Origin of the sequence: Alteribacter lacisalsi (genome assembly GCF_003226345.1) — a bacterium.
GTDB classification, from domain to species: Bacteria; Bacillota; Bacilli; order Bacillales; family Salisediminibacteriaceae; genus Alteribacter; species Alteribacter lacisalsi.
Genome location: NZ_PDOF01000004.1, coordinates 190,591 through 211,088, shown reverse-complemented (window position 1 = coordinate 211,088; position 20,498 = coordinate 190,591). Strand labels below are relative to the sequence as shown.

The 20,498-nt window shown below is 48.0% G+C and carries 23 protein-coding genes; all 23 read left to right on the top strand.

Features of this window, described 5'->3' with window-relative positions; translation table 11 throughout:
* Nucleotides 1-54 precede the first annotated feature (54 nt).
* Nucleotides 55-663 (top strand): class I SAM-dependent methyltransferase, encoded by a 609-nt coding sequence (locus CR205_RS19340; protein ID WP_110521827.1) that lies wholly within the window; start codon nucleotides 55-57, stop codon nucleotides 661-663.
* Between the two features lie 410 nt (nucleotides 664-1,073).
* A complete protein-coding gene (rpoB, locus tag CR205_RS19335; protein WP_110521786.1) occupies nucleotides 1,074-4,616 on the top strand; it encodes a DNA-directed RNA polymerase subunit beta in 3,543 nt (1,180 codons plus the stop codon).
* 36 nt (nucleotides 4,617-4,652) lie between these two features.
* Entirely contained in the window at nucleotides 4,653-8,267 is a 3,615-nt protein-coding gene (rpoC, locus tag CR205_RS19330) for a DNA-directed RNA polymerase subunit beta' (protein ID WP_110521785.1), read from the top strand.
* Nucleotides 8,268-8,426: 159 nt separating this feature from the next.
* Nucleotides 8,427-8,675, top strand: coding sequence for a 50S ribosomal protein L7ae-like protein (locus CR205_RS19325; protein WP_110521784.1), 249 nt, complete (start codon nucleotides 8,427-8,429; stop codon nucleotides 8,673-8,675).
* A gap of 113 nt (nucleotides 8,676-8,788) precedes the next feature.
* A complete protein-coding gene (gene rpsL / locus CR205_RS19320; protein WP_110521783.1) occupies nucleotides 8,789-9,202 on the top strand; it encodes a 30S ribosomal protein S12 in 414 nt (137 codons plus the stop codon).
* 53 nt (nucleotides 9,203-9,255) lie between these two features.
* Nucleotides 9,256-9,726: a 30S ribosomal protein S7 gene (rpsG, locus tag CR205_RS19315; RefSeq protein WP_110521782.1), complete on the top strand. Its 471-nt coding sequence runs from the start codon at nucleotides 9,256-9,258 to the stop codon at nucleotides 9,724-9,726.
* Between the two features lie 150 nt (nucleotides 9,727-9,876).
* The gene (gene fusA / locus CR205_RS19310) at nucleotides 9,877-11,955 is read left to right on the top strand and encodes an elongation factor G (RefSeq protein WP_110521781.1); all 2,079 of its coding nucleotides are present in this window, start codon (nucleotides 9,877-9,879) and stop codon (nucleotides 11,953-11,955) included.
* Nucleotides 11,956-12,082: 127 nt separating this feature from the next.
* Complete coding sequence (gene tuf, locus CR205_RS19305) at nucleotides 12,083-13,273, top strand: elongation factor Tu (RefSeq protein ID WP_110521780.1); 1,191 nt, start codon at nucleotides 12,083-12,085, stop codon at nucleotides 13,271-13,273.
* A 594-nt stretch (nucleotides 13,274-13,867) separates the two neighbouring features.
* Entirely contained in the window at nucleotides 13,868-14,176 is a 309-nt protein-coding gene (gene rpsJ / locus CR205_RS19300; RefSeq protein WP_110521779.1) for a 30S ribosomal protein S10, read from the top strand.
* Nucleotides 14,177-14,206: 30 nt separating this feature from the next.
* Nucleotides 14,207-14,836, top strand: a complete 630-nt coding sequence (gene rplC / locus CR205_RS19295; protein ID WP_110521778.1) for a 50S ribosomal protein L3 — start codon at nucleotides 14,207-14,209, stop codon at nucleotides 14,834-14,836.
* A gap of 29 nt (nucleotides 14,837-14,865) precedes the next feature.
* Entirely contained in the window at nucleotides 14,866-15,489 is a 624-nt protein-coding gene (gene rplD, locus CR205_RS19290; RefSeq protein WP_110521777.1) for a 50S ribosomal protein L4, read from the top strand.
* Nucleotides 15,489-15,779: a 50S ribosomal protein L23 gene (rplW, locus tag CR205_RS19285; protein WP_110521776.1), complete on the top strand. Its 291-nt coding sequence runs from the start codon at nucleotides 15,489-15,491 to the stop codon at nucleotides 15,777-15,779. The genes rplD and rplW overlap by 1 nt, the downstream gene beginning before the upstream one ends.
* 29 nt (nucleotides 15,780-15,808) lie before the next feature.
* Nucleotides 15,809-16,639: a 50S ribosomal protein L2 gene (rplB, locus tag CR205_RS19280; RefSeq protein ID WP_110521775.1), complete on the top strand. Its 831-nt coding sequence runs from the start codon at nucleotides 15,809-15,811 to the stop codon at nucleotides 16,637-16,639.
* Nucleotides 16,640-16,699: 60 nt separating this feature from the next.
* Nucleotides 16,700-16,978: a 30S ribosomal protein S19 gene (gene rpsS, locus CR205_RS19275; RefSeq protein ID WP_110521774.1), complete on the top strand. Its 279-nt coding sequence runs from the start codon at nucleotides 16,700-16,702 to the stop codon at nucleotides 16,976-16,978.
* Between the two features lie 21 nt (nucleotides 16,979-16,999).
* Nucleotides 17,000-17,347 carry a 50S ribosomal protein L22 gene (rplV, locus tag CR205_RS19270; protein ID WP_110521773.1) on the top strand — a complete coding sequence of 116 codons (348 nt, stop codon included), beginning with the start codon at nucleotides 17,000-17,002 and terminating at the stop codon, nucleotides 17,345-17,347.
* 2 nt (nucleotides 17,348-17,349) lie between these two features.
* On the top strand, nucleotides 17,350-18,009 hold the full coding sequence (rpsC, locus tag CR205_RS19265) for a 30S ribosomal protein S3 (RefSeq protein ID WP_110521772.1): 660 nt from the start codon (nucleotides 17,350-17,352) through the stop codon (nucleotides 18,007-18,009).
* 2 nt (nucleotides 18,010-18,011) lie between these two features.
* The gene (gene rplP / locus CR205_RS19260; protein WP_110521771.1) at nucleotides 18,012-18,446 is read left to right on the top strand and encodes a 50S ribosomal protein L16; all 435 of its coding nucleotides are present in this window, start codon (nucleotides 18,012-18,014) and stop codon (nucleotides 18,444-18,446) included.
* A complete protein-coding gene (rpmC, locus tag CR205_RS19255) occupies nucleotides 18,436-18,639 on the top strand; it encodes a 50S ribosomal protein L29 (RefSeq protein WP_110521770.1) in 204 nt (67 codons plus the stop codon). Before rplP ends, rpmC begins: the two co-directional genes overlap by 11 nt.
* A gap of 21 nt (nucleotides 18,640-18,660) precedes the next feature.
* A complete protein-coding gene (rpsQ, locus tag CR205_RS19250) occupies nucleotides 18,661-18,924 on the top strand; it encodes a 30S ribosomal protein S17 (protein ID WP_110521769.1) in 264 nt (87 codons plus the stop codon).
* A 43-nt stretch (nucleotides 18,925-18,967) separates the two neighbouring features.
* Nucleotides 18,968-19,336, top strand: a complete 369-nt coding sequence (rplN, locus tag CR205_RS19245) for a 50S ribosomal protein L14 (RefSeq protein WP_110521768.1) — start codon at nucleotides 18,968-18,970, stop codon at nucleotides 19,334-19,336.
* 56 nt (nucleotides 19,337-19,392) lie between these two features.
* The gene (gene rplX / locus CR205_RS19240; protein ID WP_110521826.1) at nucleotides 19,393-19,704 is read left to right on the top strand and encodes a 50S ribosomal protein L24; all 312 of its coding nucleotides are present in this window, start codon (nucleotides 19,393-19,395) and stop codon (nucleotides 19,702-19,704) included.
* A 31-nt stretch (nucleotides 19,705-19,735) separates the two neighbouring features.
* Nucleotides 19,736-20,275 (top strand): 50S ribosomal protein L5, encoded by a 540-nt coding sequence (rplE, locus tag CR205_RS19235; RefSeq protein ID WP_110521767.1) that lies wholly within the window; start codon nucleotides 19,736-19,738, stop codon nucleotides 20,273-20,275.
* A 27-nt stretch (nucleotides 20,276-20,302) separates the two neighbouring features.
* On the top strand, nucleotides 20,303-20,488 hold the full coding sequence (locus CR205_RS19230) for a type Z 30S ribosomal protein S14 (RefSeq protein ID WP_110521766.1): 186 nt from the start codon (nucleotides 20,303-20,305) through the stop codon (nucleotides 20,486-20,488).
* Nucleotides 20,489-20,498: the final 10 nt, after the last annotated feature.

Here is a 20,498-nt window from a genome sequence, read left to right as displayed (position 1 = left end):
AGACTATGCGAAGCGAAGATTCTCAATTCTGATCTTAACTGTGAGGTGATAACTATGGGACATTATTATTCAGAAAAACCGGATGTGGAAAGCAGGCCGGAAACAGTGGAAGTTACAGTAAGAGGACAGAAGCTTCGTTTCCTCTCGGACCGTGGAGTGTTTTCAAAAGGAGATCTTGATTTCGGAACCCGTACGCTGCTTGAGACATTCGAACTCCCGGCGGTCGAAGGGGAAATCGCTGACATCGGCTGCGGCTGGGGACCAATCGGGATCACGCTTGCCTGTGAATATAAAGAGCGCACTTTTATAATGGCTGACATTAATGAACGGGCAGTCGACCTTGCCGAAAAGAATGCGGAACGCAATGGGGCAGCCGGTAATACGAAGGTAGTTGTGAGTTCGCTTTTTTCTGAACTCCAAGAGCAGGAGTTCGCTGCAATTCTGACAAACCCGCCGATCCGTGCCGGTAAACAGGTCGTTCATCAGCTGTTTGATGAAGCGCATGTTCACTTGAAATCCGGAGGAGACCTCTGGGTTGTCATACAGAAAAAACAAGGCGCGCCTTCCGCGGTCAAAAAGCTCGCCGAATTGTTCGGTGAAGAGCAGGTAGAGACCGTCCGGAAGGCAAAAGGATATTTTATTTTGCGTGCACAAAAGGTTTGACTCGTATTTTTGTTTGTGTTAATGTTATTTAATGCGTATGAAAATGAAAATAGGGTCAATGCGTTTAAATATAAGTGCTGTGTATAAAAAGGGTAATTTTGGACAGACTAGTAACGTCTTTTATGTTTTTCGGTAAAAGGCTTTGAAAATACCCTTTTTTGGTTATCCTAGAAATATATACAGTGCGCAGGTGTACATACACCGAAGGATTGACCTATTCCATGCCTGCTTAAGGACAGGTTTTTTGCGTGTCCTTTTGCATGATCATAGATGCGATTTTCATGTCTATGTTCAGCTCCTGCGTCTGTGGAAATCGGGGTTTGCAGATTCTGTTCTGCCTGTTCCGGGGTCCTGAAAGAGGGCGCATGCGCTTTTCTTAATAATAACGTTAGTTTTGAGGGGTGAATCAGTTGACAGGTCAACAAGTTCAGTATGGACGTCACCGCCAGAGAAGAAGTTATGCGAGAATCAATGAAGTGCTGGAACTCCCTAACTTGATTGAAATTCAAACTGCTTCTTATCAATGGTTTCTTGATGAGGGTATCCGTGAGATGTTTCAGGACATTTCTCCAATTGAAGATTTTACCGGAAATCTCGTTCTCGAGTTTATTGATTACAGTCTCGGAGAACCGAAGTATTCAGTAGAAGATTCGAAAGAGAGAGATGTCACTTATTCTGCACCTTTGCGCGTCAAGGTACGCTTGATTAACAAAGAGACAGGAGAAGTAAAAGAGCAGGAAGTATTTATGGGAGATTTCCCATTGATGACCGAAACAGGGACATTTGTCATTAACGGTGCAGAGCGTGTCATTGTTTCTCAGCTTGTACGTTCTCCAAGTGTGTATTTCAATGACAAAATCGACAAAAACGGGAAGAAGGGCTTCGGCGCAACCGTGATTCCAAACCGCGGTGCTTGGCTGGAGCTGGAAACAGATGCGAAAGATGTTGTTTATGTGCGTATCGACCGTACACGAAAGATCCCGGTTACGGTATTGCTCCGTGCTCTCGGGTTTGGAACTGATCAAGAGATCATTGACCTTCTCGGAGAAGATGAGTACCTTCGTAACTCGCTAGATAAAGACAATACAGACAGCTCTGAAAAAGCGCTGCTTGAAATTTACGAGCGTCTTCGTCCTGGAGAGCCGCCAACCGTAGAAAACGCCAAGAGTCTTCTTGAGTCACGCTTCTTTGATCCGAAGCGTTATGACCTTGCAAACGTTGGCCGCTATAAAATGAACAAGAAACTTCATATTAAAGACCGTCTGTTCAACCAGCGTCTCGCAGAAACACTGGTGGATCCTGACACAGGTGAAGTTCTTGCTGAAGAAGGGGCCGTTATTGACCGCCGTCTTCTTGACCGTCTGATTCCCTACCTCGAAAACAACGTCGGTTTCCATCACTACACGCTTAACGGCGGCGTAGTCGATGAAGAAGAGGTGGAACTTCAGTCTGTTCTTATTTATCCGCAGAACGGCAAGGAAGATGCCCAGCCGATCCGCGTGATCAGCAATGGTGTTGTGGATCGCAGTGTGAAAAACATTACACCGGCAGATATTATTTCTTCCATTAACTACTTCTTCAACCTGCTGCACGGTGTAGGAAACACAGACGATATTGACCATCTTGGTAACCGTCGTCTTCGTTCAGTAGGCGAGCTTCTGCAGAACCAGTTCCGTATCGGTCTTTCCCGTATGGAGCGAGTGGTCCGCGAACGTATGTCCATTCAGGATGCGAATATGATTACGCCTCAGGCACTGATCAATATCCGTCCGGTCATCGCGTCGATCAAAGAGTTCTTCGGAAGCTCCCAGCTGTCACAGTTTATGGATCAGACGAACCCGCTTGCCGAGCTTACGCACAAGCGTCGTCTTTCCGCACTCGGACCGGGTGGTCTTACCCGTGAGCGTGCCGGATTTGAAGTCCGTGACGTACACTACTCCCACTATGGCCGTATGTGTCCGATCGAGACGCCGGAGGGACCGAACATCGGTCTAATTAACTCCCTTTCCAGCTATGCGAAAGTAAACGAGTTCGGATTCATGGAAGCACCTTACCGTAAGGTTGACCATGAAAGAGGTGCAGTATCCGCACAGATCGACTACCTGACAGCGGATGAAGAGGATAACTACGTTGTTGCCCAGGCAAACGCAAAGCTTAACGATGACGGTTCCTTTATAGACGATAACGTAATCTGCCGTTTCCGCGGAGATAACATCATTGTGCCTAAAGACCGTGTCGACTACATGGACGTATCGCCTAAGCAGGTTGTATCTGCTGCGACAGCGTGTATTCCGTTCCTTGAAAATGATGACTCCAACCGTGCCCTGATGGGTGCAAACATGCAGCGTCAGGCCGTACCTCTGATGAACCCTGAATCCCCTATTGTGGGTACAGGCATGGAGTATGTGTCTGCTAAAGACTCCGGAGCTGCCGTGATTTCAAAATCAAAAGGCCGCGTTGAGCGTGTTTCCGGAAACTATATTCAGGTGCGCCGGATCGAGGAAGTGGACGGAAAAGAAATCGAAGGGGATGCGATTCGCTACAACCTTCAGAAGTTCATTCGTTCCAACCAGGGTACCTGCTACAACCAGCGCCCGATCGTTGAAGAAGGCAACATCGTCACAAAAGGGGAAATCCTTGCTGACGGTCCTTCCATGGAGCTTGGTGAAATGGCCCTCGGACGTAACGTTCTTGTCGGGTTTATGACATGGGACGGCTACAACTACGAGGATGCGATTATCTTAAGTGAACGTCTTGTAAAAGACGATGTCTATACGTCCATTCACATTGAAGAGTACGAGTCTGAAGCCCGTGATACGAAGCTTGGACCGGAAGAAATTACACGCGACATTCCAAACGTCGGCGAGGATGCTCTTCGCAACCTTGACGACCGGGGGATTATCCGTGTCGGTGCTGAAGTAAAAGACGGCGACATTCTCGTTGGTAAAGTTACCCCTAAAGGTGTAACGGAACTGACAGCTGAAGAACGTCTTCTCCATGCCATCTTTGGTGAAAAAGCGCGTGAAGTGCGCGATACCTCCCTCCGTGCCCCGCATGGCGGAGAAGGAATCGTTCTGGATGTGAAAATCTTCAACCGCGAAGACGGCGATGAGCTTCCTCCTGGTGTGAACCAGCTTGTGCGTGTCTACATCGTACAGAAGCGGAAGATTAACGAAGGGGACAAAATGGCCGGGCGTCACGGTAACAAAGGTGTTATCTCCCGGATCCTTCCTGAAGAAGATATGCCTTACATGCCGGACGGCACACCCATCGATATCATGCTTAACCCTCTCGGGGTACCTTCACGTATGAACATCGGTCAGGTACTTGAGATGCATCTTGGAATGGCAGCCAGAAACCTCGGTATTCACGTAGCGTCACCGGTATTTGACGGTGCCCGTGAGGAAGATGTCTGGGGTACAATTTCTGAAGCCGGCATGTCCGAAGATGCAAAGACCGTTCTTTATGATGGCAGAACCGGTGAACCATTTGATAACCGTGTCTCTGTCGGCGTGATGTATATGATCAAACTGGCTCACATGGTTGACGATAAACTGCATGCCCGTTCTACGGGACCTTACTCTCTCGTTACACAGCAGCCGCTCGGCGGTAAAGCCCAGTTCGGCGGCCAGCGTTTCGGAGAGATGGAAGTATGGGCACTGGAAGCATACGGTGCTGCCTATACACTGCAGGAAATTCTCACTGTGAAATCCGATGACGTTGTCGGACGGGTGAAAACGTACGAAGCGATCGTCAAAGGCGAAAACGTACCGGAACCGGGGGTTCCTGAGTCCTTTAAGGTATTAATTAAAGAGCTTCAGAGTCTCGGTATGGACGTGAAGATGCTTTCCAGCAATGAAGAGGAAATTGAAATGCTGGAGCTTGACGACGAAGAAGATCAGAACAACGACAAGCTGAACCTGAACCTTGAGTCCAGTGAATCAAACGGTTAATGGCAGATTCTGAAAGTCGAAAGGGAGGATGGCCCCTTGATAGATGTAAATAACTTTGAATATATGAAGATTGGCCTGGCATCGCCGGACAAAATCCGGTCCTGGTCAAGAGGCGAAGTGAAAAAGCCTGAAACAATCAACTACAGAACACTCAAGCCTGAGAAAGACGGTCTGTTCTGTGAACGTATTTTCGGTCCGACGAAAGACTGGGAATGCCACTGCGGTAAATACAAACGCGTCCGCTATAAGGGTGTTGTCTGTGACCGCTGCGGCGTGGAAGTTACCCGCGCCAAAGTCCGTCGTGAGCGCATGGGGCACATCGAACTTGCTGCCCCTGTCTCCCACATCTGGTACTTCAAAGGGATTCCAAGCAGAATGGGACTTGTCCTCGACATGTCCCCCCGCTCCCTTGAAGAAGTCATCTACTTTGCATCCTACGTTGTAACAGAAACGGGCGATACACCGCTTGAGCTTAAACAGCTTCTTTCCGAGCGTGAGTACCGCACATACCGTGAAAAATACGGCCGTTCTTTTACTGCACAGATGGGTGCCGAAGCTATTCGCAAACTTCTTCAGGATATTGATCTTGATAAAGAAGTAAACATGCTCAAGGAAGAGCTTCTCACAGCTCAGGGTCAGCGCCGCACACGTGCGATTAAGCGTCTTGAAGTACTCGAAGCCTTCCGGCATTCAGGAAATAACCCGGACTGGATGATTCTCGATGTCCTTCCTGTTATTCCGCCTGAACTTCGTCCGATGGTACAGCTCGATGGCGGGCGTTTTGCTACGTCTGACCTGAACGACCTCTACCGCCGGGTAATTAACCGTAACAACCGTCTGAAGCGTCTTCTCGACCTTGGTGCTCCGAGCATCATCGTTCAGAACGAAAAACGTATGCTTCAGGAAGCGGTTGACGCTTTGATCGACAACGGGCGTCGGGGCCGTCCGGTTACCGGACCTGGTAACCGTCCGCTTAAGTCTCTTTCCCACATGCTTAAAGGTAAGCAGGGACGCTTCCGTCAAAACCTTCTCGGTAAGCGTGTAGACTACTCCGGCCGTTCCGTAATCGTAGTAGGTCCGCACCTTAAGATGTACCAGTGCGGTCTGCCGAAGGAAATGGCACTTGAGCTTTTCAAGCCTTTCGTTATGAAGGAGCTTGTAAGCAAAGGTCTTGCACACAACATCAAGAGCGCCAAGCGTAAAGTCGAGCGCGTCCAGCCGGAAGTGTGGGACGTACTTGAAGAAGTGATCCGTGAGCATCCGGTTCTTCTTAACCGTGCACCGACACTTCACCGTCTTGGTATTCAGGCGTTTGAGCCTACTCTTGTAGAAGGCCGGGCCATCAAACTTCACCCGCTCGTATGTACGGCTTACAATGCCGACTTTGACGGTGACCAGATGGCTGTTCACGTACCTCTGTCAGCCGAAGCACAGGCGGAATCCCGTCTTCTCATGCTGGCTGCGCAGAACATCCTGAACCCGAAAGACGGTAAGCCGGTTGTTACACCATCTCAGGATATGGTACTTGGTAACTACTATCTGACGCTTGAGCGTAAAGGTGCTGTTGGTGAAGGGAATGTCTATTACGGGGCTGACGAAGTGCTTACAGCCTACCAGAACGGCTATGTTCACCTGCACACGCGCATCGCAGTACCAGTCAACTCTCTTTCGAACAAACCGTTCAAAGAAGAGCAGAAGGACAAAATGCTGCTTACTTCCGTAGGTAAGATTATCTTTAACGAAATCCTGCCGCCGGAATTCCCGTATATCAACGAACCTACGGCATCGAACCTTCAGGTGGAAATTCCTGAGGAGTACATCGTGCCGACAGATACAGATCTCAGACAGACGATCAAAGACCGGGAGATTGTCAAACCGTTTAAGAAAGGATTCCTTGGAGACATCATTGCGGAAGTCTTTAAGAAATTCAAAGTATCCGAAACCTCTGTGATGCTTGATAAAATGAAGGATCTTGGATTCTACTACTCCACGAAAGCCGGAATCACCATCGGTGTATCCGACATCGTGGTACTGAAGGATAAACAGAAAATCCTTGATGAAGCAGAGCTTAAGGTTGAGCGAGTACTCAAGCAGTACCGCCGCGGTCTGATTACAGAAGAAGAACGGTACGATAAAGTAATTGAAATCTGGAGTTCGGCTAAAGATGTGATCCAGAGCAAGCTGATGGGCACACTTGATCCTACGAACCCGATCTTTATGATGAGTGATTCCGGTGCCCGGGGTAACGCCTCGAACTTTACCCAGCTGGCCGGTATGCGCGGACTCATGGCCAACCCATCCGGACGGATTATCGAACTTCCGATCAAATCCAGTTTCCGTGAAGGACTTACGGTACTTGAGTACTTTATTTCCACACACGGTGCCCGTAAAGGTCTTGCCGATACGGCTCTTAAGACAGCCGACTCAGGTTACCTTACACGCCGTCTCGTGGACGTTGCCCAGGACGTTATCGTCCGTGAGCAGGACTGCGGCACTGACCGGGGTCTGAAAGTAGCTTCCATTATGGAAGGTACAGAAGTGATCGAACCTCTTTACGACCGTCTTGTGGGACGTGCAACATTCCAGACTGTCCGTCACCCGGAGACAGGCGAAGTGCTCGCAGAGAAAAACCAGACTCTTGATGAAGATAAGGCTAAAGAGATTGTAGATGCAGGCGTGAATGAAATCACGATCCGTTCTGCCTTCACCTGTGATACGAAACACGGCGTATGTAAATCCTGCTACGGCCGCAACCTGGCGACAGGTTCCGAGGTTGAAGTCGGTGAAGCTGTCGGTATTATTGCCGCACAGTCCATCGGTGAGCCAGGTACGCAGCTTACGATGCGTACGTTCCACACAGGCGGGGTAGCCGGAGACGATATCACGCAGGGTCTTCCACGTATCCAGGAGCTGTTTGAAGCCCGTAACCCGAAAGGGCAGGCTGTCATTTCCGAGATCGAAGGTACGGTTACCGACGTGAAGGACGTGAACGAGAAGAAGGAAATTATGGTTAAAGGCGAGATTGAAACTCGTTCCTACACAACGCCTTATGGTGCCAGACTTAAAGTGGAAATCGGGGCGGAAGTGAAACCGGGCGAGGAACTGACAGAAGGTTCCATCGATCCGAAAGAACTTCTGACTGTATCCGGCGTGCAGGGTGTACAGGAGTACCTCCTTCGTGAAGTACAGAAAGTATACCGTATGCAGGGTGTTGAAATCGGCGATAAGCACGTTGAGGTCATGGTACGCCAGATGCTTCGTAAAATCAGGGTGCTTGATGCAGGAGATACGGAAGTTCTTCCGGGATCCCTTGTTGAAATTCATCAGTTTAACGAAGCGAACAAAGACGTTCTTCTCCGTGGAGGCACACCGTCAACCGGTAAGCCTGTACTCCTCGGGATTACGAAAGCCTCCCTCGAGACGGATTCGTTCCTGTCTGCAGCATCCTTCCAGGAGACGACACGTGTCCTGACCGATGCGGCAATCAAAGGGAAGCGCGATGAGCTCGTTGGACTCAAAGAAAACGTTATTATCGGTAAGCTTGTTCCAGCCGGTACAGGAATGCAGCGTTATCGCCGCATAAATGTAGCTGTGGATGAGGAACAGCAGGCCGAAACACCTGCGATCGAGGAAGCTGCGGTCCAGGAATAACAGACAAGGAAGAAGCGGAGGCCATCCTGCCTCCTCTTCACCTGTCTTTTAATTGTCAGGAACCGGAAGAAATTATTTCGAAACGGTTGTTGACACCATTTTTCCCCGGTGGTACTATATAGGGGTGCGCCTAATACCTGATGCTTTGGAGGATAACAAATGTCTTATGAAAAAGTAGTGCAGGCCAATGAAAGAATAGTGGGCACCAAGCAGACTTTAAAAGCACTGGAAGAACAACAGGTTAAAGAATTGATCATTGCAGACGATGCTGATCACAGTGTTCTTTCCCGAGTTTTGGCGGAAGCTGAAAACCAGGGAATTCCTGTACAGACCGTCGATTCGATGAAAAAGCTTGGAAAAGCTTGCGGCATCGACGTATCAGCAGCGATCGTGGCAATAAAAAAGTAAAAGGGTTTTTGCTTGAGGGGCAGCCCTCACCAGGCAAAAACTTTACTTTTGCACTTTTGTGAACCACCTGGACCAGTGGACTTAAACTTCGTTGATATGAAAGGAGGAAAACCATGCCTACAATTAACCAGTTAGTACGCAATGGCCGCGTATCTAAAACAAAAAAGTCCGACTCACCAGCTCTAAATAAAGGATACAACAGCTTCAAAAAAGTTCAGACGGACTTGAGCTCACCGCATAAGCGTGGCGTATGTACCCGTGTTGGTACAATGACACCGAAGAAGCCGAACTCGGCCCTTCGTAAATATGCGCGTGTGCGTCTGACGAACCAGATTGAAGTAACAGCTTACATCCCTGGAATCGGGCACAACCTTCAGGAACACAGTGTTGTACTCATCCGTGGTGGACGGGTAAAAGACCTTCCGGGTGTTCGTTACCACATCGTACGTGGTGCGCTTGACACCGCAGGAGTTGAAAACCGTGCTCAGGGCCGTTCCAAATACGGAACTAAGCGTCCTAAGAAATAATGGACGAAACGATAGAAAGCAGAAAGATCTAACATGAGGAAGGAGGGGACCACATGCCTCGTAAAGGACCAGTACCAAAGAGAGACGTACTACCAGATCCGCTTTACAAGTCCAAGCTTGTTACACGTCTGATCAACCGTATGATGATCGACGGGAAGAAGGGGAAAGCACAGACAACACTTTACAACGCTTTCGAACTTGTTAAGGAACGTACCGGCAATGATCCTCAGGAAGTTTTCGAACAAGCCATCAAGAACATCATGCCAGTACTTGAAGTTAAAGCTCGCCGTGTTGGTGGTGCAAACTACCAGGTGCCAATCGAAGTTAAGCCTGAGCGTCGTACGACACTAGGCCTTCGCTGGCTCGTAAGCTATGCACGCCTTCGTGGAGAAAAATCTATGGAAGAGCGTCTTGCTAACGAAATCATGGACGCAGCAAACAATACGGGAGCCGCAGTTAAGAAGCGCGAAGATACTCACCGTATGGCAGAAGCGAACAAAGCATTCGCTCACTACCGCTGGTAAAAGGAAGAGGTTCTTCATGCAGGCTGTCTGCTCTTTAACGAGCCTGATAGGCCTGCAGAACTGCCTCCTGCCTATACAGTAATACGGCAGTTTCGGGCAACCCCGTACTGACGCAAACCAACATTTTCATTGAGGAAGGAGAAATTGACCATGGGAAGAGAATTCTCCTTGGAAAAAACACGTAATATCGGGATCATGGCTCACATCGATGCCGGTAAAACGACAACAACTGAACGTGTTCTTTTCTATACCGGGCGTATTCACAAAATCGGTGAAACGCACGAGGGTGCTTCTCAAATGGACTGGATGGACCAGGAGCAGGAACGTGGAATCACGATTACCTCTGCTGCGACAACAGCCGCTTGGAAAGAACACCGTGTAAACATCATCGATACTCCTGGACACGTAGACTTTACTGTAGAGGTAGAGCGTTCTTTGCGTGTACTTGACGGTGCGGTAGCAGTACTTGACGCACAATCCGGTGTAGAACCGCAGACAGAAACTGTATGGCGCCAGGCTACAACATACGGCGTACCACGTGTTGTTTTCGTCAACAAAATGGACAAGATCGGAGCCGACTTCATCTACTCCCTAGGCACAATGCACGATCGTCTCGGTGCGAACGCACAAGCGATCCAGCTGCCAATTGGTGCAGAAGATGACTTCGAAGGTATCATCGACCTTGTTGAAATGCAAGCCTACTACTACTTAGATGATCTGGGTTCACGTACAGAAGCTCGTGAAATTCCGGATGAGTATAAGGAACAGGCGAACGAGTACCGTGATAAGCTGGTGGAAGCAGTTTCAGAACTTGATGAGGACCTAATGATGAAGTACCTCGAAGGTGAAGAACTGACGACAGCAGAAATCAAAGCGGCCATCCGTAAAGGTACATGTGACGTTGAGTTCTATCCGGTTATCTGCGGATCTGCCTTTAAAAACAAAGGTGTTCAGCTTATGCTTGACGCGGTAATCGACTACCTTCCATCTCCATTGGATGTACCTCCAATGACTGGTCTGCTTCCTGAAAGCGAAGAAGAAGTTCTTCGTAAGCCAAGTGACGAGGAACCATTCTCTGCACTTGCATTCAAGGTTATGACAGATCCTTTCGTTGGTAAACTTACGTTCTTCCGCGTGTACTCCGGTACTGTCGATGCAGGTTCTTACGTTAAGAACTCTACAAAAGACAAGCGTGAGCGTATGGGACGGATTCTTCAGATGCACGCTAACCACCGTGAAGAGATTCCTACCTGCTATGCGGGGGACATCGCTGCCGGTGTTGGTCTGAAAAACACGTCTACAGGGGACACTCTCTGTGATGAGAAGAACCTTGTAATCCTTGAATCAATGGAATTCCCTGAGCCGGTAATTTCCCTTTCAGTAGAGCCGAAGTCGAAAGCAGACCAGGATAAGATGGGTATTGCTCTTGCGAAGCTTGCAGAAGAGGATCCGACATTCCGCACACACACTGATGATGAAACAGGACAGACGATCATCGCTGGTATGGGTGAGCTTCACCTTGATATCATCGTTGACCGTATGAAGCGTGAATTCAAAGTGGAAGCGAATGTTGGTGCACCTCAGGTATCCTACCGTGAAACAATTCGCCAGGCGGCGAAGGTTGAAGGTAAGTTCGTACGTCAGTCCGGTGGACGCGGTCAGTTCGGTCACGTCTGGGTTGAGTTCGAACCTAACGAAGAGGGTGCAGGATTTGAATTCGTTGATAAAATCGTCGGCGGTGTTGTTCCGCGTGAATACATCCCATCTGTTGGACAGGGTCTTGAACAGTCCCTCAAAAACGGTATGCTTGCCGGTTACGAAGTTATCGACGTAAAGGCCAGCCTTGTTGACGGATCCTACCACGATGTAGACTCCAACGAGATGGCATTTAAAGTAGCTGCTTCACTTGCTGTTAAAGAAGCGGCGAAAAAATGTAACCCTGCTATTCTTGAACCGGTAATGAAAGTTGAAGTTGTTATTCCGGAAGAATACATGGGCGACATCATGGGTGACATCACTTCCCGTCGTGGACGTGTTGAAGGTATGGAAGCACGCGGAAACGCGCAGACCGTTAAGGCGATGGTGCCTCTTTCCGAAATGTTCGGATATGCAACATCACTGCGTTCAAACACGCAGGGCCGCGGTCAGTACACAATGCACTTCGACCACTATGAAGAGGTTCCGAAGAGCATTTCTGAAGAGATCATTAAAAAACAGTCCGGTAAATAATCGGATATTGTTTCAAGGCTGATTTTGTTGTAAGCTAAACATGTTGTAAGCTTAGAGCGGTGAAGGGTACAAGCCTTTCATCACTCTCCCAAATAAAACTAATAAGAAACCAAGGAGGAATTCGATCATGGCTAAAGAAAAATTTGATCGTTCCAAAACGCATGCCAATATTGGTACAATCGGACACGTTGACCACGGTAAAACAACGTTGACTGCTGCAATCACTTACGTACTTCATAAGAAATCCGGTAAAGGTACCGCGATGGCTTATGACCAAATCGACGGAGCGCCAGAAGAGCGCGAGCGTGGAATCACAATCTCCACTGCACACGTTGAGTACGAAACTGACGCGCGTCACTATGCACACGTAGACTGCCCAGGACACGCTGACTACGTTAAGAACATGATCACTGGTGCTGCTCAGATGGACGGAGCTATTCTTGTAGTATCCGCTGCTGACGGCCCAATGCCACAGACTCGTGAGCACATTCTTCTTTCCCGTCAGGTAGGGGTACCTTCAATCGTAGTTTTCCTTAACAAAACTGACCAGGTTGACGACGAAGAGCTGCTTGAGCTAGTTGAAATGGAAGTTCGTGACCTTCTTTCCGAGTACGACTTCCCTGGCGACGACATTCCAGTAGTAAAAGGTTCTGCTCTTAAAGCACTTGAAGGTGACGAGGACCACGAGAACGCGATCCTTGAGCTTATGCAGCAGGTGGACGACTACATTCCAACTCCAGAGCGTGACAAAGACAAGCCATTCATGATGCCTGTTGAGGACGTATTCTCAATCACTGGCCGTGGTACTGTTGCAACTGGCCGTGTTGAGCGTGGACAGCTTAACGTAGGTGATGAAATCGAAATCATCGGTATCGAAGAGCAGTCTAAGAAGACTACTGTAACTGGAGTAGAAATGTTCCGTAAGCTTCTTGACTATGCTGAAGCTGGCGACAACATTGGTGCCCTTCTTCGCGGTGTATCCCGTGACGACATCACTCGTGGACAGGTTCTTGCTAAGCCAGGAACAATCACTCCACACACGAAGTTCAAATCCGAAGTTTACGTTCTTTCAAAAGAAGAGGGTGGACGTCACACTCCATTCTTCTCTAACTACCGTCCTCAGTTCTACTTCCGTACAACTGACGTAACTGGTGTTATCCACCTTCCAGAAGGCGTAGAAATGGTTATGCCTGGTGACAACATCGAAATGGTAGTAGAGCTTATCGCGCCAATCGCGATCGAAGAAGGAACTAAATTCTCTATCCGTGAAGGTGGCCGTACAGTAGGCGCCGGCGTTGTGGCTGAGATCCAAGAGTAATAACAGCTGCGGATGAATAAATGACAAAGCCCCGGGATCCTGTTTTCAGGATTTCCGGGGCTTTTCTTTTGGTCCGCAAGTAGACAGTGGTGAGGCGGCTTTGCTATTCGTGCCGGTTGGTGTCGCATCGTCGCTATACTGTCCGATAAGGTTGATATCTCAAATGATAAGGCCGATATCCCTAGATCGGTCAGGTCAATTTATGTTAACCGCTATCCAGGGGCTCAAGCTCTTTGAAATGCCTGTACTCTCTTGTCTAAAAACCGACTTTCTTCTATATATAACGTGGTTCATTCCCACAGGCGAGGAAATTCTCCTAAGAAATTATTGGAACACAGCATAAAACCCGGCTTACCCCTTGATATAACCGGCGACAATCTTTATAATAGAAAAAGTGTGATTGCGTATTCAATTTATGAAATCCACTTGCTAACCAACATTCATTCATGTATAATGTATAATGTTGGTCACATGACAGGCGTTGATGTGGAAGGTTGCTGACACACCCGGACCCTTTGCCATGGGAGGGAGGTCAGGTTAAATTTCCGCGGAGCAAGTCTATTTCCAAAAATGGGCGAAAAAGGAGGTAACAAAATGGCAAAACAAAAGATTCGCATCCGTCTTAAAGCTTATGATCACCGTACTCTAGATCAGTCAGCTGTGAAGATCGTAGAAACAGCCAAACGTTCAGGTGCAGGTGTAGCAGGTCCAATCCCGCTCCCTACTGAAAAGTCTGTATACACGGTTCTTCGTGCGGTACACAAGTATAAAGACTCACGTGAACAGTTCGAGATGCGCACGCACAAGCGTCTGATCGACATCCTGGAGCCAACTCCACAAACTGTCGATGCTCTCATGCGTTTGGACCTGCCGTCCGGCGTTGACATTGAAATTAAACTATAAATGATTGATAGAAAACAGGAGGTGTGACTCATGACCAAAGGAATCTTAGGTAAAAAACTAGGTATGACGCAAGTGTTCGCTGATAACGGCGAGGTCATTCCGGTAACTGTAATCGAAGCTGAGCCAAACGTTGTTCTTCAGAAGAAGACTGCTGAGGCTGATGGTTACGAAGCGATCCAGCTTGGATTCGGCGACAAGAAAGAACACCGCGCCAACAAGCCAGAAAAAGGACACGCTGCAAAAGCTGACACTGCCCCTAAGCGCTACGTTAAGGAAATCCGTGACGTTGCAGGAGCGGATTACGAAGTTGGTCAGGAAGTCAAAGTAGATACATTTGCAGCAGGAGACGTTGTTGATGTAACAGGAACATCAAAGGGTAAAGGTTTCCAGGGTTCGATCAAGCGTCACAATCAATCCCGCGGACCTATGTCCCACGGTTCCCGTTATCATCGTCGTCCAGGTTCAATGGGACCTGTTGACCCGAACCACGTTCTCAAAGGTAAAAACCTGCCAGGACAAATGGGTGGCGAAACGAAAACAGTTCAAAACCTTGAAGTTGTCCGTGTAGATACAGAACGCAACTTGCTCTTGGTAAAAGGAAATGTACCGGGCGCTAAGAAAAGCTACGTTACAGTAGAATCTGCTGTAAAAGCTAAATAAGAAGAACGATTGAGAAAGGAGGAGCCCTGATGCCTAAAGTTGCTCTATTTAACCAGTCTGGTTCACAAGTCGGCGATATCGAACTTGCAGAATCAGTGTTCGGCATCGAACCGAACAAAAGTGTACTTCATGACGCAGTTCTTATGCAGCAAGCGTCTCAACGTCAAGGTACTCACGCAGTAAAAGGACGTTCAGATGTTCGCGGTGGTGGCAAGAAGCCATGGAGACAGAAAGGAACCGGCCGTGCCCGTCACGGTACAATCCGTTCCCCGATCTGGGTAGGCGGTGGAGTTGCATTCGGCCCGACGCCGCGCAGCTACGCTTACAAACTTCCTAAGAAAGTAAGACGTCTGGCGATCAAATCAGCTCTTTCCTCTAAAGTAGCGGCAGAAGAAATCCGCGTACTCGAAGGACTGAGCCTTGATGCACCAAAAACAAAAGAGATGAAAGCTGTACTCAACGGCCTTACAGCAGGTGCGAAAACACTCGTTGTAACTGCCGGTCATGACGATGCAGTTGCTCTTTCCACAAACAACCTTCCAGAAGTAAAAACGATTACTGCTGAAGGACTTAATGTTTTGGACGTACTGAATTACGACAACCTCGTAATTACGCAAGACGCTGTTAAAAAGGTAGAGGAGGTGCTTGCATAATGGCAAACGCACGTGATATTATTAAGCGCCCCGTAATCACCGAGCGGTCTACTGACCTTATGGCAGAGAAAAAGTACACGTTTGAAGTGGACACTCGCGCCAACAAAAACCAGATCAAAAGTGCAGTCGAAGAAATTTTCGGTGTACAGGTTGATAAGGTTAACACGATGAATTACAAAGGTAAGTTCCGTCGTTTCGGACGTTATACAGGCTATAAAAGCAACCGCAAAAAAGCCATTGTTCAATTGACACCGGACAGCAAAGAACTAGACTTCTTTGAAGGTGTTTAAGAAGTTTTAAGTGAAGGAGGGAAAATCTGATGGCTATCAAAAAGTATAAACCGATTACTAACGGTCGCCGCGGCATGACAGGCCTTGATTTCCAGGAAATCACGACTGACAAGCCCGAAAAATCACTACTGGCTCCGCGCAAGCAGCGCGCTGGACGTAACAACCAGGGACGCATCTCTGTACGTCACCAGGGCGGCGGACACAAGCGCCAATACAGAATTATTGACTTTAAGCGTGACAAAGATGGAATTCCAGGCCGCGTTGCTACGATCGAATACGATCCAAACCGTTCTGCGAACATCGCGCTAATCAACTATGCTGATGGGGAAAAGCGTTACATCCTCGCTACTAAAGGTCTACAGGTTGGAACGGAGATCGTTTCAGGTAAAGATGCCGACATCAAACCAGGTAACGCTCTTCAGCTGAAAGACATCCCAGTGGGTACAATCATCCACAACATCGAGCTTAAGCCAGGAAAAGGCGGGCAGCTTGTCCGTTCAGCTGGTGCAGAAGCACAGCTTCTCGGTAAAGAAGGCCAGTACGTTCTTGTACGTCTTCGTTCCGGTGAAACTCGTATGATTCTTGCTACCTGCCGCGCAACAATCGGTCAGGTTGGTAACGTTGAGCACGAGCTTGTAAACATTGGTAAAGCCGGACGTAACCGCTGGCTCGGTAAGCGTCCAACTGTACGTGGTTCCGTAATGAACCCGAACGATCACCCGCACGGTGGTGGTGAAGGACGCGCTCCAATCGGCCGTAAATCACCAATGTCTCCTTGGGGCAAACCAACCCTTGGTTACAAGACGCGTAAGAAGAACAAAGACACTGACAAGTACATTGTACGACGTCGTAAAAAATAACGGGATTGTACTACGGTTCTGGCAAAGAACCGTAGGGCAGTCACGAAGGGAGGTACACTCATGGGTCGCAGCTTAAAAAAAGGACCTTTCGTCGATGAACATCTAATGAGCAAAGTAGAAGCGCAGAACGAAAATGATGACAAAAAAGTGATCAAAACTTGGTCTCGCCGTTCTACAATTTTCCCACAGTTCATCGGTCACACGATCGCGGTTTATGATGGCCGCAAACACGTACCGGTTTACGTATCAGAAGATATGGTTGGACACAAGCTTGGCGAGTTCGCTCCTACACGGACTTACAAAGGCCACGCTTCTGACGACAGAAAAACGAAACGCTAATAAAGAGGGGAGGTACTTTCCATGGAAGCAAAAGCAGTAGCGAAACAAGTGCGTATTGCTCCTCGCAAGGTGCGTTTAGTGGTTGATTTGATTCGTGGCAAGAAAGTTGGAGAAGCCATCTCTATCTTGCGTCATACACCGAAAACAGCTTCTCCGGTCGTTGAGAAACTTGTTAACTCGGCAATCGCTAACGCTGAGCACAACTACGAAATGGAACCAGATAACCTGGTTGTAAGCCAAGTATTTGTTGATGAAGGAGTAACGCTGAAAAGATTCCGTCCACGTGCGATGGGTCGAGCCAGCAGAATCAACAAACGTACGAGCCACATTACAGTAGTACTGACAGAAAAAGAAAACAAGGAGGGATAAGTGTGGGTCAAAAAGTAAATCCGAAAGGACTTCGCGTCGGTGTTATTCGCGACTGGGAGTCCAAGTGGTATGCAGATAAAGACTATTCTGATCTACTTCACGAAGACATTAAAATTCGTGAGTACCTGGAAAACCGTCTTAAAGACGCTTCCGTATCCACAATTGAAATCGAACGTGCCGCTAACCGCGTGAACGTAACGATCTACACTGCGAAGCCAGGTATGGTTATCGGTAAAGGCGGATCCGAAGTTGAAGCACTTCGTAAAGCACTTAACCAACTGACTGGCAAGCGTGTACACATTAACATCAATGAAGTGAAGTCTCCTGACAAGGATGCAAAGCTTGTTGCGGAAAATATCGCACGTCAGCTTGAAAACCGCATCTCTTTCCGTCGTGCCATGAAACAGGCGATGCAGCGCACAATGCGTGCCGGCGCCCAAGGTATTCGTACCCAGGTTTCAGGTCGCCTCGGAGGAGCAGATATTGCCCGTTCTGAATCATACAGCGAAGGCACTGTACCACTACACACTCTTCGTGCGGACATCGACTACGGTACTGCTGAAGCAGATACTACCTACGGTAAATTGGGTGTGAAGATCTGGATCTATCGTGGTGAAGTCCTTCCAACGAAAGGAACGAAACAAGAGGAAGGAGGAAAATAATCATGCTAATGCCTAAACGAGTTAAATTCCGTCGTGAACACCGCGGTAAGATGCGCGGTCGTGCGAAAGGCGGTGCCGAGGTATCTTTCGGCGAATACGGCCTGCAGGCAATCGAAGCGTCCTGGATTACAAACAGACAAATCGAAGCTGCCCGTATTGCTATGACACGTTACATGAAACGTGGAGGTAAAGTGTGGATTAAAATTTTCCCGGATAAGCCATATACTGCAAAACCACTTGAGGTACGGATGGGTTCCGGTAAAGGTGCTCCTGAAGGCTGGGTAGCAGTAGTAAAACCAGGGAAAATCATGTTTGAAATTGCAGGGGTATCAGAAGAAGTAGCGCGCGAAGCACTTCGACTGGCTTCTCATAAACTTCCGATCAAAACGAAGTTTGTAAAACGCGACGAAGTGGGTGGTGACGCAAATGAAAGCTAATGATTTCCGCACAAAAACCACTAGTGAAATCGAACAGGAGTCCAAGACTCTAAAAGAAGAGCTTTTTAACCTTCGCTTTCAGCTTGCGACTGGACAATTAGACAATCCAGCCCGCATCCGTGAAGTTAGAAAAGCAATCGCACGTGCAAAAACAGTTTTGCGCGAACGCGAACTCAAAATAACGAACGAATAATACTGAGAGGAGGTTTGCACTGTGGCAGAGCGTAATAACCGCAAGAGCTACACGGGTCGTGTTGTTTCTGACAAAATGGACAAAACGATCACGGTAGTGGTTGAAACTTACAAGATGCATCCGCTATACGGCAAACGCGTTAAATACTCCAAAAAGTTAAAAGCACATGACGAAAACAACACTGCAAAACTAAACGACGTTGTCCGCGTTATGGAAACACGTCCACTTTCAAAAGACAAGAGATTCCGTCTTGTAGAGGTTGTTGAAGAAGCAGTCATTATCTAATAGAAGCTGACGTTTGCTTACCTGAAGGGAGGTAAATTGATCCATGATCCAACAAGAAAGTCGTTTAAAAGTAGCTGATAACTCAGGTGCCCGTGAAGTACAGTGTATTAAAGTACTAGGTGGTTCCGGACGTAAAGTGGCTAACATCGGAGACGTTATCGTCTGTTCGGTAAAACAAGCAACACCCGGTGGCGTTGTCAAGAAGGGTGAAGTTGTAAGAGCGGTAATCGTGCGTTCTAAGAGCGGTGCCCGCCGTCCTGACGGTTCATACATCAAGTTCGATGAGAACGCAGCTGTAATCGTACGTGACGACAAGAGCCCACGTGGAACTCGTATCTTCGGACCAGTTGCCCGTGAACTTCGTGAAAACCAGTTCATGAAGATCGTTTCCTTGGCTCCTGAAGTACTTTAATTGATAAATGGACGGAAATTGTCTGTTAAGGAGGTGCCCTCATGTCTCTAGGGAAAATGCATGTGAAAAAAGGAGATAGCGTGAAAGTGATCTCTGGTAAGGATAAAGGCAAGGAAGGAAAAGTCCTTGAAGCTTACCCGAGCAACAACCGCGTGCTTGTAGAAGGGGTTAACATGGTGAAAAAACATGCGAAACCATCTCAAGCAAACCCGCAAGGCGGAATCCTTAACCAGGAAGCGGCTATTCACGCATCCAACGTAATGCCGGTCGACCCGAAAACAGGTGAGCCGACACGCGTTGGATATAAAGTTGAGAAGAATAAAAAAGTACGCGTCGCGAAAAAATCCGGCGAAGTTCTAGATAAGTAAGCAGTTTTAGGTCGAAAGGAGGTTCACCACAATGAGTCGTTTGAAAGAAAGATACAAACAGGAGATTGTTCCATCTCTAACTGAGAAATTCAATTACTCTTCCGTAATGGCAGTTCCAAAAATCGATAAAATCGTGATCAACATGGGTATTGGTGACGCAGTTCAGAACTCTAAAGTGCTTGATAAAGCTGTAGAGGAACTGACTGAGCTATCCGGTCAGAAGCCTGTTATCACGAAAGCGAAAAAGTCTATCGCGGGATTCAAACTGCGTGAAGGTATGCCGATCGGTGCGAAAGTTACCCTTCGCGGACAGCGCATGTATGATTTCCTTGATAAGCTAATCGCTGTATCTCTGCCGCGTGTACGTGACTTCCGCGGTATCTCGAAGAAAGCCTTTGACGGTCGAGGTAACTACACACTTGGTGTAAAAGAGCAGCTGATCTTCCCTGAAATCGAGTATGACAAAGTTGATAAAGTCCGCGGAATGGACATCGTTATTGTTACTACTGCCGAAACAGACGAAGAAGCTCGTCAACTGCTCACTGAAATGGGTATGCCGTTTCAAAAATAAGATCTCGCCGAAAAGGAGGTTTGAACCTTGGCAAAGAAATCAATGATCGCTAAAGCGAAAAAAGCTAAAAAGTTTAACGTGCAAGAATATACTCGTTGCGAGCGTTGCGGACGTCCACACAGTGTTCTCCGTAAGTTCAAATTGTGCCGTATCTGTTTCCGTGATCTCGCGCACAAAGGTCAAATTCCGGGCGTTAAAAAAGCAAGCTGGTAATTCCGTTTAA

Excerpts from the sequence above, each read along its gene's own strand:
- rplX (WP_110521826.1), top strand. The coding sequence starts at position 19,393 with ATGCATGTGAAAAAAGGAGATAGCGTGAAAGTGATCTCTGGTAAGGAT.
- rplC (WP_110521778.1), top strand. The coding sequence starts at position 14,207 with ATGACCAAAGGAATCTTAGGTAAAAAACTAGGTATGACGCAAGTGTTC.
- tuf (WP_110521780.1), top strand. The coding sequence starts at position 12,083 with ATGGCTAAAGAAAAATTTGATCGTTCCAAAACGCATGCCAATATTGGT.
- rpsS (WP_110521774.1), top strand. The coding sequence starts at position 16,700 with ATGGGTCGCAGCTTAAAAAAAGGACCTTTCGTCGATGAACATCTAATG.
- rpsG (WP_110521782.1), top strand. The coding sequence starts at position 9,256 with ATGCCTCGTAAAGGACCAGTACCAAAGAGAGACGTACTACCAGATCCG.
- CR205_RS19340 (WP_110521827.1), top strand. The coding sequence starts at position 55 with ATGGGACATTATTATTCAGAAAAACCGGATGTGGAAAGCAGGCCGGAA.
- rplB (WP_110521775.1), top strand. The coding sequence starts at position 15,809 with ATGGCTATCAAAAAGTATAAACCGATTACTAACGGTCGCCGCGGCATG.
- rpsJ (WP_110521779.1), top strand. The coding sequence starts at position 13,868 with ATGGCAAAACAAAAGATTCGCATCCGTCTTAAAGCTTATGATCACCGT.
- rplV (WP_110521773.1), top strand. The coding sequence starts at position 17,000 with ATGGAAGCAAAAGCAGTAGCGAAACAAGTGCGTATTGCTCCTCGCAAG.
- rplP (WP_110521771.1), top strand. The coding sequence starts at position 18,012 with ATGCTAATGCCTAAACGAGTTAAATTCCGTCGTGAACACCGCGGTAAG.
- rplN (WP_110521768.1), top strand. The coding sequence starts at position 18,968 with ATGATCCAACAAGAAAGTCGTTTAAAAGTAGCTGATAACTCAGGTGCC.
- rplW (WP_110521776.1), top strand. The coding sequence starts at position 15,489 with ATGGCAAACGCACGTGATATTATTAAGCGCCCCGTAATCACCGAGCGG.
- rpsL (WP_110521783.1), top strand. The coding sequence starts at position 8,789 with ATGCCTACAATTAACCAGTTAGTACGCAATGGCCGCGTATCTAAAACA.
- CR205_RS19325 (WP_110521784.1), top strand. The coding sequence starts at position 8,427 with ATGTCTTATGAAAAAGTAGTGCAGGCCAATGAAAGAATAGTGGGCACC.
- rplD (WP_110521777.1), top strand. The coding sequence starts at position 14,866 with ATGCCTAAAGTTGCTCTATTTAACCAGTCTGGTTCACAAGTCGGCGAT.
- rpmC (WP_110521770.1), top strand. The coding sequence starts at position 18,436 with ATGAAAGCTAATGATTTCCGCACAAAAACCACTAGTGAAATCGAACAG.
- rplE (WP_110521767.1), top strand. The coding sequence starts at position 19,736 with ATGAGTCGTTTGAAAGAAAGATACAAACAGGAGATTGTTCCATCTCTA.
- fusA (WP_110521781.1), top strand. The coding sequence starts at position 9,877 with ATGGGAAGAGAATTCTCCTTGGAAAAAACACGTAATATCGGGATCATG.